The organism is Kitasatospora sp. NPDC101801, from assembly GCF_044766665.1.
GTDB lineage: Bacteria > Actinomycetota > Actinomycetes > Streptomycetales > Streptomycetaceae > Kitasatospora.
This window is the reverse complement of record NZ_JBIWML010000049.1, coordinates 19838-32505: the sequence shown is the minus strand read 5'-3', so window position 1 is coordinate 32505 and position 12668 is coordinate 19838. Positions and strand designations below refer to the sequence as shown.

The 12668-nt window shown below is 71.0% G+C and carries 11 protein-coding genes and 2 pseudogenes; 4 read left to right on the top strand and 9 right to left on the bottom strand.

Annotation, left to right across the window (positions count from 1 at the left end; genetic code table 11):
• Nucleotides 1-35 precede the first annotated feature (35 nt).
• The 6 genes and pseudogenes from ACIRPK_RS33080 to ACIRPK_RS33055 all read right to left on the bottom strand — a co-directional run.
• Nucleotides 36-377: pseudogene (locus ACIRPK_RS33080) on the bottom strand (non-reducing end alpha-L-arabinofuranosidase family hydrolase); the annotation flags it as partial.
• 21 nt (nucleotides 378-398) lie between these two features.
• Nucleotides 399-1940, bottom strand: a pseudogene (locus ACIRPK_RS33075) (arabinofuranosidase catalytic domain-containing protein).
• Between the two features lie 597 nt (nucleotides 1941-2537).
• Nucleotides 2538-3290 (bottom strand): hypothetical protein, encoded by a 753-nt coding sequence (locus ACIRPK_RS33070; RefSeq protein ID WP_403045606.1) that lies wholly within the window; start codon nucleotides 3288-3290, stop codon nucleotides 2538-2540.
• On the bottom strand, nucleotides 3287-3817 hold the full coding sequence (locus ACIRPK_RS33065; RefSeq protein WP_403045603.1) for a SigE family RNA polymerase sigma factor: 531 nt from the start codon (nucleotides 3815-3817) through the stop codon (nucleotides 3287-3289). Before ACIRPK_RS33065 ends, ACIRPK_RS33070 begins: the two co-directional genes overlap by 4 nt.
• 127 nt (nucleotides 3818-3944) lie before the next feature.
• Nucleotides 3945-4916 (bottom strand): expansin EXLX1 family cellulose-binding protein, encoded by a 972-nt coding sequence (locus ACIRPK_RS33060; RefSeq protein ID WP_403045601.1) that lies wholly within the window; start codon nucleotides 4914-4916, stop codon nucleotides 3945-3947.
• A 194-nt stretch (nucleotides 4917-5110) separates the two neighbouring features.
• Nucleotides 5111-5608 (bottom strand): hypothetical protein, encoded by a 498-nt coding sequence (locus ACIRPK_RS33055; RefSeq protein WP_403045598.1) that lies wholly within the window; start codon nucleotides 5606-5608, stop codon nucleotides 5111-5113.
• A 125-nt stretch (nucleotides 5609-5733) separates the two neighbouring features.
• On the opposite strand from ACIRPK_RS33055, the gene ACIRPK_RS33050 reads away from it, so the two are divergent.
• Together ACIRPK_RS33050 and ACIRPK_RS33045 are read left to right on the top strand one after the other, a co-directional pair.
• On the top strand, nucleotides 5734-5883 hold the full coding sequence (locus tag ACIRPK_RS33050) for a hypothetical protein (RefSeq protein ID WP_403045595.1): 150 nt from the start codon (nucleotides 5734-5736) through the stop codon (nucleotides 5881-5883).
• A gap of 1426 nt (nucleotides 5884-7309) precedes the next feature.
• On the top strand, nucleotides 7310-7660 hold the full coding sequence (locus tag ACIRPK_RS33045; protein WP_403043706.1) for a MerR family transcriptional regulator: 351 nt from the start codon (nucleotides 7310-7312) through the stop codon (nucleotides 7658-7660).
• 672 nt (nucleotides 7661-8332) lie between these two features.
• On the opposite strand, the gene ACIRPK_RS33040 is transcribed toward ACIRPK_RS33045, so the two are convergent.
• Nucleotides 8333-8725, bottom strand: a complete 393-nt coding sequence (locus ACIRPK_RS33040) for a hypothetical protein (protein WP_403045592.1) — start codon at nucleotides 8723-8725, stop codon at nucleotides 8333-8335.
• A gap of 261 nt (nucleotides 8726-8986) precedes the next feature.
• Between ACIRPK_RS33040 and ACIRPK_RS33035 the strand changes: the two genes are divergently transcribed.
• On the top strand, nucleotides 8987-9217 hold the full coding sequence (locus ACIRPK_RS33035; RefSeq protein WP_403045589.1) for a cupin domain-containing protein: 231 nt from the start codon (nucleotides 8987-8989) through the stop codon (nucleotides 9215-9217).
• Nucleotides 9214-9948, top strand: a complete 735-nt coding sequence (locus tag ACIRPK_RS33030; RefSeq protein ID WP_403045586.1) for an AMP-binding protein — start codon at nucleotides 9214-9216, stop codon at nucleotides 9946-9948. Before ACIRPK_RS33035 ends, ACIRPK_RS33030 begins: the two co-directional genes overlap by 4 nt.
• 253 nt (nucleotides 9949-10201) lie before the next feature.
• On the opposite strand, the gene ACIRPK_RS33025 is transcribed toward ACIRPK_RS33030, so the two are convergent.
• Entirely contained in the window at nucleotides 10202-11143 is a 942-nt protein-coding gene (locus tag ACIRPK_RS33025; protein ID WP_403045584.1) for a DMT family transporter, read from the bottom strand.
• A gap of 387 nt (nucleotides 11144-11530) precedes the next feature.
• Nucleotides 11531-12523, bottom strand: coding sequence for a hypothetical protein (locus ACIRPK_RS33020; protein WP_403045582.1), 993 nt, complete (start codon nucleotides 12521-12523; stop codon nucleotides 11531-11533).
• Between the last annotated feature and the right edge of the window lie 145 nt (nucleotides 12524-12668).

Genomic DNA, 12668 nt, shown 5'->3' with positions numbered 1-12668 from the left:
GGCGTCGGCGGGGACCGCCAGTGGCCGGACCTCTGGCGCTGCCGTGTCGGCACGCCCGGCCGGTACGGCAGGAGGCCGTGTTCCATGCCGTCGGTGCCGGGGTCGCGCCCCTGGTAGCGGAACTGCGGATGGCAGGGGTCAATGGTTTTGGTCTGGCCGGGGTTGGCGCGGACCAGATCGCCGTGGCTGATGTCATCGGTCCAGGTGGCACCGCTGTTGGTCTTGCCGACGAAGGGGTTGCTCCGGGTGTCGGCCTGCGGTGTCCACGTGCCGTCCGGGCTGCCGGCCGTGAACCAGCGGAAGAAGCGGCCGCGCCGGCCCTGCGCCTCGACGATCACGAGGTACTGGTTCTGGCCCTGGACCGTGTGGACCTCAACCGCCGCAACCTGCCCAGGGGTTCATCGGTAGCCGGCGGCGGCGATGTTCGCCTGGACCGCATTTTCGGTCGCATCCGACGGGTAGCCTGCGACCATGGCACCTTCGTAGAACGTGCCCGCGCTGTCGTTGATATTGCCCACCTCGGGTGAGCAGCAGTCGCCGCCACTGCCCAGGACGATGGCGCCTTGCTTCTTCATCGGGCTGTATACGTTGGGCTCGTTGGGAAGCGCGCCGTCCCACAGGGTGCTCAGGCTTCCGGCCTGGGCGTTGCCGCCCTTGAGCGCGAATCGCGTCGTCCCGTTGTTCTTGAGCGTCGCCGTGATGAACTTGCCGGTGAACGCCTGCTGGTTCGGGTTCTACGTGCTGGCACCACCCGGGAACAGGCCCCATTCGAGGTCGGCCTGCACCCAGGGCCCGGTCCCGGAGCAGCCGCCGAACCAACAGCTCGTTCCGAAGTAGATGGCGTCCATGGCACCTGGCCCGTCGGCCTTGCGGGTGGTTTCGCTGTTGCCGTAGTCGAAGCAGCAGCCGCTGTTGACATGCGTACCACTGGTGACCATGTACATGCCCTCGGGCTCGCTGCCCGTCGGAATACCCGTCAGGTGGCCGTCGCGCCAGTAGGTTGTCCCGGGGTTGATGTACAGCGAGTAGGCCTTGCTGCCGCCGACCGTCAGCGATTCGGTGGTCGCTACGGCCGGGCGGGTCCGTGGTGAGCCCGGGACCACGCTGGATCCCTGGTACCACAGGTCGTTGCCACGCCCGGACTGATCGAACACGACCGTGATGACACACGTGGTGTCTGCGCAGAAGGAGTCCTGGGCCGCCGCGTTGGCGACGCCGCCAGGGGTCAGTACGCCGATGTCGCGGGTCGTGTTGTCCGAGCGCCTGACCTGGTACAGGTCTCCGTTGTAGGCGCTGTAGAGGGCGCGCGTCGTGCTGTGCGCCGCCACGCAGGGCGTACCACCTGCGCCGTAGATGTCGCACGGGCCGGAGCCGGTGCCCTGGTCCACCCGGACGAGTTGCCACTGCTGGTTGGTGCCGCCCCAGTCGCTGTACTGCACGACGTTGGCGCCGTCGCTGGTGGCCGCGTTCTGGACCTCGACCGCCTTGTCGCTGTTGCGGTTGATCAGGCGGACGTAGCCGCCGGAGTCGGCCAACCGGAACTGCTGGTTGGCGCCGCCGTGGTCGGTCCACTGGTGGATGGCGGCACCGTCGGCTTTCGACCAGCTGGACACGTCGATCATCTTGCCCGAGTGGCGTGCCTTGAGCCGGTAGTAGCCGCCGCCGGAGTCCACGAACCGGAACTGCTGGTTGGTAGCGTTGGTGCGGGTCCACTGGACGACGCCGGCGCCGTCGGCGGTGGAGGAGTTGTGGACGTCGAGGGCCTTGCCGCTGTTGTGGTTCACCAGTACGTACCAGGCGGTGGTGTCCACCGTGGCGGCCGATGCCGGCGTCGTGGCCACCGTGAGCAACCCGCCCACGATCGCCAGGGCTGCCGTGGCGGCCGCACCCGAGCGCCACCGACGACGCCACCTCGCGGCGCGCGCTAACCAAACCGACATAGCGTCTTCCTTCCATCCTGGGGATCGACGACATGAGACGGGCCGCACCGGCGCGGACGCCGACGACACCCACGCACGCACAACTCCCGGGAAGTGGTCTGTTAGCGTTAACAATTCCGAGGATGAGCCGGGCAGGAATACGTGGGGGTGTGGGTGTTGAGTAGCCAATCGGCGGTGCGGCTGAACGCACCACGACTGTGAGCGATAACATCAGCCGCGTCAAGATGTGACGGGAAGGTTTTCGGACGACGTCCCTTGCGGGACGCCGGACTTGCCGAGGCTCGACGGCCGTCAAGCCGACCGCAGCCTTTCGCCCGCCGTTGACCAAGGCCGCGATCCGGGCAGTCGATCTCGGGGAGGTCCTCCGGAGTTCACGGGCACGCCGACGCCCCGGCGCGGTGGCCGCAGTCCTCCGCCGACCAGGCGCCAGTGCGATCCGCCCGACCGAGCGTCGGGCGGATCGCGCGCCGAGCGCGGGCGGCACCGGTTCCCGGCCGTTCGGCGGTAGCCCCACGCAGGCTGCTGACCGCGCGGGTGCCCAAGTGCCGCCCGGTCGGGGCCGGTTGGTTCGTACGTAGGTACGATCGGCCCCGGCCGTCAGCGGGTGAAACCTCCCCAGACCGCGCTGGACCCGCCCGCACTCTGGGCGTTGACGCGGTAGCTGTCGCCCGTGGTCTTGCGGGTGCCGGTGGCGTGGTTGTACTGGGCGGCGAACTCGTGCTGTCCGGCCGGTACGGTTCGGCCGGGCTTGAGGACCCAGCGGTAGAGCAGCGCGCCACCGGCCTCCTGGACGGTGACGGTGAAGTCGTCGCTCGGCAGGGTCCGCCAGTTGCCGGTGTCCCGTACGTCGCCGGTCTGGGTGATGCGCAGTTCCACGGTGAGTGAGGTGAGCGGCTGGGTGGACCTGAGGGTCAGGTCGCTCTGGGCCCAGAAGACGTTGCTGTGGCCGTCGATCGAGCCCTCCGACCACAGCGACCCGTTCTGGGCCCGGGTCGCGGCCGAGGGTGTCGGGCGCGGGCTGCTCGGTGTGGTGGTCGGGGCCGGAGCTGCGGTGGTGCTGCGGGTCGACGGCGTCGGGGTGGGGGTCGGTGAAGGAGCGGCGGGGGCGGTGACCGGTGGCGGTGACGGGGCTCCGACGATGGCGGCGACGGCGAGACCACCGGTCGCCAGGATGCCGGCGGTGGCGAGGCCGGCGAGTACCGCCCGCGGCCCGGACCTCCTGATCGACGGTGTGCGGTGGCGGACGGCGGGGTCGGCCACTCCGCGCTCCACGCGGGCCAGGATCCTTGCACGGTCGGGCTCGTGGGCTTCAGCGGCCTCCCGCAGCCGTCGGCTGGTCTCCTCGTTCACCCGTTCCTCCTTCCTGCCGCGAGTTCGCCGACCGCTGTTGCGCCGAGCGTGCGTTGGAGCTCGGCCATGCCCTTCGAGGTCTGGCTCTTCACCGTACCGACCGATATGCCGAGCGCGGCGGCGGTGTCCTTCTCCGAGAGGTCGAAGGCGTGCCGCATGACCACGCAGGCCCGCTTGCGGAACGGCAGCAGGGCGAGCGCCGTCTGGACGTCCAGCACACCCGCGACGTCCGGTCCTGTCACCTCGTCCGTACTGCGGGACCAGAACAGCGCAACCCGCCGCCGCTCGCGGACCGCGCTCCGGATCCGCTCCCGCGCCAGGTTGGCCACCACGCCGCGGGCGTAGGCGACCGGGTGCTGCGCCGCCCGCAACCTGTCCCAGCGCTGCCAGAGGGCGACCAGCGCATCGGCGGCGAGGTCGTCGGCCGCGTCCTTCTCGCCGGTCAACAGATGGGCGAGACGGGCCAGTTCGGCGTAGTGGCGTTCGAAGAAGTCGTGGAACTCCGCGGACGCGTCGTCGGGGGGCATCTCCCTCGGTCGCCCTCTCCCTGCAATGTGCGCGTTAACAATCGGCCCGAGCGTAACAGTGCTCCGTACCGTGGCCGGATGGTGGGTGGTCCCGTGAGCGAAGATCTGATCACGGACGGGGGTGCGGTCAGTGCCGGGCGAACTGGACCTTGGTTGGTTGGACGACATCCGGTTTGATGGCGATCCCGTCGACGGTCAGCTGTTCGCCGTAGACATCGGTGACCCTGACCGCCCCGCCGCAGCCGTTGCCGTCGGTGGCGAGGAAGTAGTTGTAGCCGGTACGGGGCAGCTGCCGCCAACCCTTGGCGGTCCGGACCTCGAGCGTCGCCACCGGGTTGCGGTGGCCGATCACCTGGATCCCGCACCAGTACTGACTGGACCCGTCCTTGTACCGGATCGACATCGTGGCGGGCGCGGTGGCGGGGCTCAGCAGCGTCCAGGTGATCGGGAGCCGGCCGACCTTGAGATCGGCCAGCTTGGCGAACGCCTCGTGACTGAGGTCGAGTTGACCCGGTGCGCAGGGCAGCGGGCACTCGTTGGTGATCCGCACTGTGATGGAGGCGCCGTTGGCGGCGCGGACCAGCACGTACGCTCCGCACGCCTTGGCCGTCTCGTAGTCGGCGTGGTTCATCGCCGCGATCATGAGGTCGGGGGACGGGCCGAAGAGGCAGGCGCCGTTCCCGTCAGCGGCTTCGTAGGCGGTCGCGACTCCCTGGTTGCCGACGCCGGGCTTGACCCGTCCGGCCAACGACCCCACGGACACCGCCGACGCCGATACGGACGCCGAGGACGCCGGTGTGGTGCGCGGACTGCCGGACGGTGTGGCGGTGGGCGACGGCGGCGCGCTGCTGACCGGCGGCTGGGTCGGTGCGGCCGTGGCCTTCGCCGGTGCGGCCGGGAAACCGGAGTCGGCCGGGACGCTCGCCGGGACCGCCGTCACCGGCAGGCCGGCGGGACGCCCGGTGTTGGCGCCGCCCCCGCTGAGCAACGCGGCGGCCAGGCAGGCCACGACGCCGACGCCGAGCAGGGCCAGCGGTATGCCGAGCGCCCGCCGCTGCTTGCGCGGCGGCTGCTCCGCGCCGTGCCTAGTTGTCCTCATGCCCATCCGTTCGGTAGATCGAGTCGACGTGTCACCTGTCAGTGGCCGCCGGAGCCGAAAAGGTTGCCCACATCTACCGGGCCGTCAGGACTGGTCGCGGGACACCACGCCACGGCCGTACTGGTGCTGGTCGTCGTTGATCCGGACCCAGCTCGAACCGCCGTCGACGGAGCGGAGCAGCACGGCGACGCCCCTCACCTTCCCGCTGAGGAAGAGGGGCTGGTACGCGGCGCCCGGAGCCGGCTTCTTGTCGAGGGCGGCCCCGCCGTTGGTGGAGTGCGGGAGACCCCGGTCCCCGCCGGCGATCCACAGGTCACCTGGGCTGCCCGGAGCGGCTTTGAGCTGGCCGTACCCGAGGTCGTTACCCGTTCGGCGAAGCTCCGGGCGCCGTTGGTGCCGGCGTACAGGGTGCCGCCGCTGAGCGCGTCGAAGGTGTTCGCCGCCGATCGGTCGGTCACCACGACCGTGTCCTTGGGTAGGTCGGAGACCGCCGCCCAGGTCGTGCCGCGGTCGGCCGAGTAGGACGGCGTCCGGCCGTCGGAGGTCCGGACCAGCGTGGAGCCGTCCGCCGAGACCGCCGCCGTCCCGGCGCCCGCACCGTTGGCGGGTGCGTTGGCGAAGAGCTTCCAGCTGGCTCCGCCGTCGGTCGACCAGGCATCGTGCTGCTCGCCGCCGAGCCCGACCCGCATCATGAACTCCGGCTTCGCCTGGGCGAAGTCGATGCCGGTGGTGTTGCAGACCTGTTCATCCCTGAGGCCCTACATCGACCCGCTCGCTGCGGTCGAGGGCCACGCGGGCATCGCGGCCGTCCTCGTGGGTGCCCGCAAACATCGCCCGCTTTCAGTGGGCCCTGGTGACCGGCTCGGGCGTCGAGCCCATCGCCATCGGCTTCGACGTCCTCGTCACCGACGGCGCCGGCAAGATCACGGGCGTCTACGGCTTCCTGGATAGGATGCCCGCCGCCTGATCCGCACCGCTCGACCCCTCGTCGCAGTGCGAGGACACGTCCGTGCCAGCGGGCCGGGACGCGTACAGCGTCCCGGCTCCGGCGTAGCGCTCCACGCTGCGCGCGGAAAGACCACCGCCGACGGGGAGGCGCGGGACCGCGGGCCCGGTCGGACGCGTCGTCGGTTACGACGACTGCCCGTCCGACGTCCAAGGAATAAGGCGAACCCGAACGGGGCCGAATCCGACCCGTCAGCCCCACTCGCCACACGGGCACCACAGACTTCGGCTTCGCCGCCTCCGTCGGACGGCTTCGGTGAGAGCGGTCAGCAGGGACTCTCTTGCATGGGGAGCGGGCGTTCGTGTCGCTGGCGCGTCTCGGGTTCGTTGCGCCGTTCACCCTCCTGCGCGTCGTTCCTGGTCACGCGCAGTGTGTTCCGTCGCGCGCGCGGGGCGAAGACTACCTTCTCTTCGAACATCGAAAAATCTGTGCTGGCTGGAGTAGACATTGGCGTGGGGTGTGGTTAGTGTTTCTCTCGTAGCAAGCAGTCGGCAGGGCCCGCCAGACACGAACTGGCGGGAGTAGTGCAGGTAGTTCGCAGGTCGGCGCGGTTGTGGGGTTCTGAAGCCAGGGTTGGTGCAGTGCGGCGACGGGACCGGCGGCCGGGCCGGGTGGCCCGCAGTGATCAGGGGCTGCCATCAGCGGTACCGCAGTGAGTGGAAGCAGTACAGGTAGTTCGCGGGACACGCCGGGCTGGTGGGCGTGGAGCAGTGACGCAACAAGGTGGTGCGGCAGCGGAGTTCCGGAGCCAAGCGCAGGTGCAGGACGGCGACGGGGCTGGCGGCCGTGCCGGGTGGCCCGCAGTGATCAGGGGTCACCGAAGAGCGGTATCGCAGTAAGTGCAGGTGATTCGCAGTCACCAGTGGTTGATGTATGCAGGTTCTCAGCAAAGGCGCCGGACTGCGGGCGCGCGTGCTGGGAGGTCCGGGCAGTGGGGTTCCAAGCCGAGTGGTTGAGCAGGGCAGGCGACGGGGCTGGCTGCCGGACAGGTGGGCCCTCACGGACACCGGAGCGGTACCAACGCAGTTCGCAGTTCCAAGCAGTACAGGTGTGAATCTCGCAGTATCAGCAGGTGCAGTACCAGCAGTTCGCAGGATGTCCAGTGATGTAGAGGAAGAAACGGAGGGCGCTAGCGCCATCAGGATCGCCCGGCCCGTGAGATGAGCAGTTCTCGTCCGGGCGGACACCGCAGACCCCTCAGAGTACGAAGGACGGTGGTTTCCGGTCACGCATACGCGATCCCCGCAGTCCTCCTCTCCCGAGGAGTTGTGGACACAAGGACCGGCCCAGGGCCGGTAGATGGTGAAGTTCCCCTTCGGGGCCCCGGAGCCGCAATGGCGCCGGGGCCCCTCCACGCGTTCCCGAACAGGCAACAGGAAGAGGTGCAGTGACCACGACCACCAACCGACCCACCACCACAAGCAGCTTCGACGACGACGACTACCCCGCCTACACCATGGGCCGCGCCGCCGAGATGACCGGCACCACGCCGGGGTTCCTACGGGCCCTGGGCGAGCAGGGCCTCATCACCCCACTGCGTTCCGAAGGCGGCCACCGCCGCTTCTCCCGCTACCAACTACGGATCGCGATGCGCGCCCGCGACCTCGTCGACCAGGGCACGCCCATCGACGCCGCCTGCCGCATCATCATCCTCGAAGACCAACTCGAAGAAGCCCTACGCATCAACGAAAAACTCCGCAGCAACGCCACTGCTCCGGACCCCACCGCCGACACCTGACCCACCCCCCCTCCCCGGTCTGTGGTGAGCACACCCTCACCGCCGACCGCCCGGCACACCCCGCCCGGCCGCTGGTACCCGGGAAGAGCGCCGGTAGACCCGGGAGGCTGGAGCAGGCCACCCGAACGGGCGCCGATGCGCCGTCCGGACCGCTGGGGTCGTGCGGCGTGAATCCTCGCCGTGGGAGGGCATTGCGGCAGGCACGCTTGTGGGGAGGAGCGTGCCCCTTCGGCCTGGCCGCACTGGGAGGCACGGTGAGTGAAGGTCGCGGGGGCTCGGAGTGTATGCACGTCGACGATGGTCAGTGGAGAACCTCAGCGCCCGAAGTGGCGGCCCACGCTTCGGCACGTTGGTGATCGCCGGGGCCACTGAGACAGGACGATCTCGCCGTCCAGGCTGAGGAGTGCGGATTCCACGACGCCGAAGTGCTGGGGCGCGCCAAACATGGGTCTCGCGGTAGTTCATCCGGGCCGCGTCTGTCGTCCGCACGGGTCTGACAGCGGAGGGCACCGACGTTTCCCGGTTCTCGGCGAGGCCCAGAGGCAGGACACCTCCGCCCGAATTGGCCATGGCGAGAACGTCTTTGACGAACTCGCCCGCCCCTTCGGTACCGGCTCGTAGGGCCGCGGCCCAACCTTGTACTCGATATCGGGCCCTTCGGCGGCGTTCTCGTTACCCAGGAGCGTCAGCACCTGGTCCCACGTCGCCTCGTCGAGGGTCCGCGCGCCGAGAAGGGTCCGCAGTCGGAGATCGAACATCCGTCACCTCGCAGTCGACCGGGGCTCCCGCGCGCCACCGGTCGCGGGCCATCCGGCGGCGCCACTGGAGGTCGGCGGTGAAGGTGAGTCTGGGCAGGCGTGTGAACAACCCCCAGCCCTCCTGGGTGTCCTGACGGTTGATCGGCCGGTCGCCGAGTTCGTCGGTGTCGTCGTAGGCCTGGTCGGCGAGGACGGGCAGGGCGGTGTGCAGCAGGTCCGCGGTGCGCGGGGTGAGCTGCCACTGGCAGGATGCCTCCTCGCACCTCGGGTCCTCGCAGTGGACCGGCGCGGCTGCTGTCCCGCGCACGGGCCTGACCCTGGGGAGTCCCGTACGCGGGAGACCGATATGTGGGCCCACCTATAGATCAGCCTTTCGGGTGAAACATGTCGCGGTCGTCGAATCCGCCCATCAGCACGGGCTCCCGAGCCGGAGGGCCCGGGCACACGGGCGACGGCGGCGATCCGGGAGCGGGCCCCGCCCGGCGAGGTGACCCTCCGGTCGTCGTGACTGGTGATCACCTGGGCGGGGGTGTTTGCCCGCCCGTTCGAGGTGCGCGAGAGTCCGACCATGGGTGCACCGCTGTCCGCACCCTTCCCCGGTCCCGACACCTGGGGGGATCCCATCACCGAGATCCTCGAACTCACCGGCGCCCGCTGCGCCCTGTCGCGCGGACTCACCGCAGCCGGGGCCTGGGCTCTGACCTTCCCGGCACCGCGAATGCTCAAGATCCAGGCGGTGCTCGAAGGCGCGCTCTGGCTGGTGATAGCGGGGGCCGCCTGCTCACCGAGGCGGGGGTGACGCACGTCATCGTCCCACCCGCGATGCTGGGCGCCGTCCCCGAGACGGAGTTCCCGGCGGGCCTGACCCTGCTGGTGGGAGGGGAGGCCCTCTCCCGCGACCTGGTCGCCCGGTGGTCGCCGGGCCGCCGGACGGTCAACGCCTACGGGCCGACCGAGTCGACCGTCGCGGCGACCTTCACCGGGCCGCTCGGCGGGGGCGACGGGCCGGTGCCGATCGGCCAGGCCCTGCCGACCACCCGGGTCCACGTGCTCGACGGGGCCCTGCGCCCCGTGGCCGTGGGCCGCTGCGGGGAGCTGTACATCGCCGGGACCGCGCTGGCTCGGGGCTGCCTGCGCCAGGCAGGGGCCACCGCTGAGCGGTTCGTCGCCGACCCTTTCGGTACGCCGGGCGAGCGGATGTACCGCACTGGCGACGTGGTGCGCCGACTGACCGACGACGAGCTGGAGTTCGTCGGCCGCGCCGACGACCAGGTCAAGGTCCGCGGCTTCCGGGTGCACCTCGGTGCGATCGAGAAGGCGATCGAGGCGCACCCGGGCGTCGCCCGCGCGGTGGTGCTCCAGCATGCTGACGGCCCGTCAGGCTCGCGCCTGGTGGCCTACTTCACCTGCGCCGCGCCGGACGGGGCCGGGCCGGGCCGGCGGAGCGCGAGCTGCGCGAGCTGCTCGGGGTCTCGCTACGCGACGACCTGGTCCCGTCCGTCTTCGTCCGGCTGGACGCCTGGCCGCTGACGCCCAACGGGAAGACCGACCGCACCGCGCTCCCCGAGCCCCACCTGCCACAGGCCGGGGCGCGCCGACGCTCGGCACGACCTGGGCCGGCGTCCTGGGCGCCGGCCACGACCACACCGCCGGCTCGTCCGGCTCCTGGTAGAGAGGCACCACCCGTGCACAGCTTCCGCAGCGTCACCCGCCCCGCCCGCCCGCGCCCCACCGTCCTCGACCGCCCGGGGGAGTGATCGCGCGGACCAGCCTCGTCGCTTCGTCAGTCCGTCGCGTTCAGCCGGGACTCCGCGACGGCGAGTCCGGCGATGGCGGCGAGCATCGACGCCGTGCCGATGACCGTGGCCGCGGTGAGCCGCTCGCCCAGGAACAGCACGGCGAGCACTGCCGCGCTGACCGGCTCGATGAGCATCACCACCGACGCGGTGGCTGCCCTGACCGCGCCCGCTCCGGCGAAGTACAGCGGGTAGGCGAGTGCCGTGGTGACGGCGGCGACGTAGAGCATCAGCAGCACGACACGGCCCAGGTCGGCGGTGTGCGGCAGGAGGCCCTCGCCCCAGGCGAGCGGTAGCATGACGGCCGCGCCGACGGCGAAGGACCCCACCGTGAGGGTGTACGGGTCCTCGCCGGTGCCGTGCCGTCCGGTCCACCGGCCCAGCAGGTTGGAGGCGGCGTACCCGGCGGCGGACAACAGCGCCATCGCCACCCCGGTGGGGTGGACGACACCCCGCTGGTTGCCCAGCACCAGGACCGCCAGGCCGGTCAGCGCGCCACAGACCGCCAGCAGGCCGCCGCGCCCGACGCGCTCACCCAGGAACATGCGGCCGCCGGCGGCCGTGAACACCGGGGCCGCCCCCAGGGTGACGATGGTGTCCACGGCCAGCCCCGTGTCCTGCACGGCGGTGAAGTAGGCGGTCTGGAAGACCGCCAGGCCGACGCCGGTGCCCGCGAACAGCAGCACCCGTCGGCCCCTCGGCTGCGGCGACCTGGACAGCTTGCGGGCCGGGCGGACGGCACCTGCCGCGAGCAGCAGTGCCACGCCGGCCAGGAAGCGCCAGAACGAGACGGCCATCGGCCCGAAGTCGCTGGACCGGTAGACGATCTCCACGGCGGAGCCGGTGGTTCCCCAGGTGATGCCGGCGAACGCCAGGCAGGCGAGGCCGCGGCGCACGGATCGGGACGCCGTCGTGGGGGCAGGGGTCATGGCGACAGCAGTTTTCGACACGGAAGGACTCTCCAGACGGAGCGGGTGGTCGTGGACTCGCGTCTGCGGGCACAACCACCCGGCGCGTCGCGGCCCGTGGCCTCCCTACGCGCTGGTGTCGATGGCGACCCGCCTCAGAGGACGGGAGGCGCGAGAACTGCTGCACTCATGAAGGGGACTGTACGACATCGCCGCAAGGCGCTTCCTTCCAGTCCCCGGCCGGCCCGCGGCTCTCCGCAGGGAGCCGAGACCCCGTCTCCGTGCCGCCGCGGCGACTCCGCCCGGAATCGACCACCGGTGACCGGGGCGCCGTCCCACGGGGTGACAACGCTGTCGAACCTCCGAACCTCGTGAGCAGAGCGTGGGGATTGCTCCCACAGGCCGCCCTCAGACGGTTGCTGCTTCGGAGCGGGCGGTGGCGGTGCGCCTGCCGCGCCGGTCGGCAAGAAGCGCGAGGGTGATGCCGATGCCGGCCCAGACGGCCAGGGTGAGGGCCGGCCGTCCGGCGCCGGACCCGTCGAAGAAGGCGTTGGCGCGCAGGAGGCTGCCGGAGGCGCCCGGGGGCAGGAGCTGGCCGAGGGCGGCCCAGCCGGTGGGGAGCCAGTGGGGCCCGGTGGCGAGGCCGGAGAGCGGGTTGCCCAAGAGCATCATGAGCGCGCCGCCGAGGGCGAAGCCGGCCATGCCGAGGAGGGCTTGGAGGCCCAGGAGGGTGGTGGACAGGGCCGCGGTACCGAGGACGAGGCCGGCCGCGGTGAGCCAGTAGTTCCCGTCGACGGAGTGCGTGGCGAACTGGAGGACGGCGGCGATGGCGGCACCCGCCACGACGGAGAACAGGAGGGCTCCGGCGACGCGGGTGCGCAGTCCGCGGTGGCCCGGGAAGGTGCCGGCGAGGATGAGGGCGGGGAAGATGCCGTCGAAGATCATGGGCAGGAGGGCGGCGGTCATGCCGGCGCCGCGCGGGTCGTCCTCGGTGAAGGGCACCAGGTCGTGGACAGTGGCCCGGGTGGACTGCTGGGCGGCGACGCTGTCGCCCAGCGCGGTGAGGGCGCCGGTGGCGGTGGGGCCGCCGGCGGTGGCCGTGTAGATGTCGACCTGGTGGCCGGTGACGGCGAGGCCGCCGGAGACCTCCCGGTCCTTGACCGCGGCCTGGAGCGCCTCGGTCGTCGGGTAGCTGCGGATCTTCCAGGCGTCGCCGTCGGCGCTCCGCCGGAGGGTCTTCGTGGCCTCCTCCGAGCCGGCGACGCCGATCGGGACGCGGTGCGGGCCGCTGTGGAGCGAGGGCAGTGCGAAGGCGCACAGCATGGTGGTGATCAGGGCTGCCAGGCCGAGGACGACCAGGGTCAGCCTGCGTCCCGTGGCGGACAGGGTGTGCTTCGACATCGTGGGTCTTTCGGTTCTTCTCTTCGGAGGACGCGAAGAGGGCTCTGCTCGTTGTCCACCGGAGCAAGGGAGGCGGGCCGTCCGGTGGTGCGGGCCGGCTGCGGCGGGTACGGGTGGGAGGTCCGACGGCTCCTGGGCACCGGAC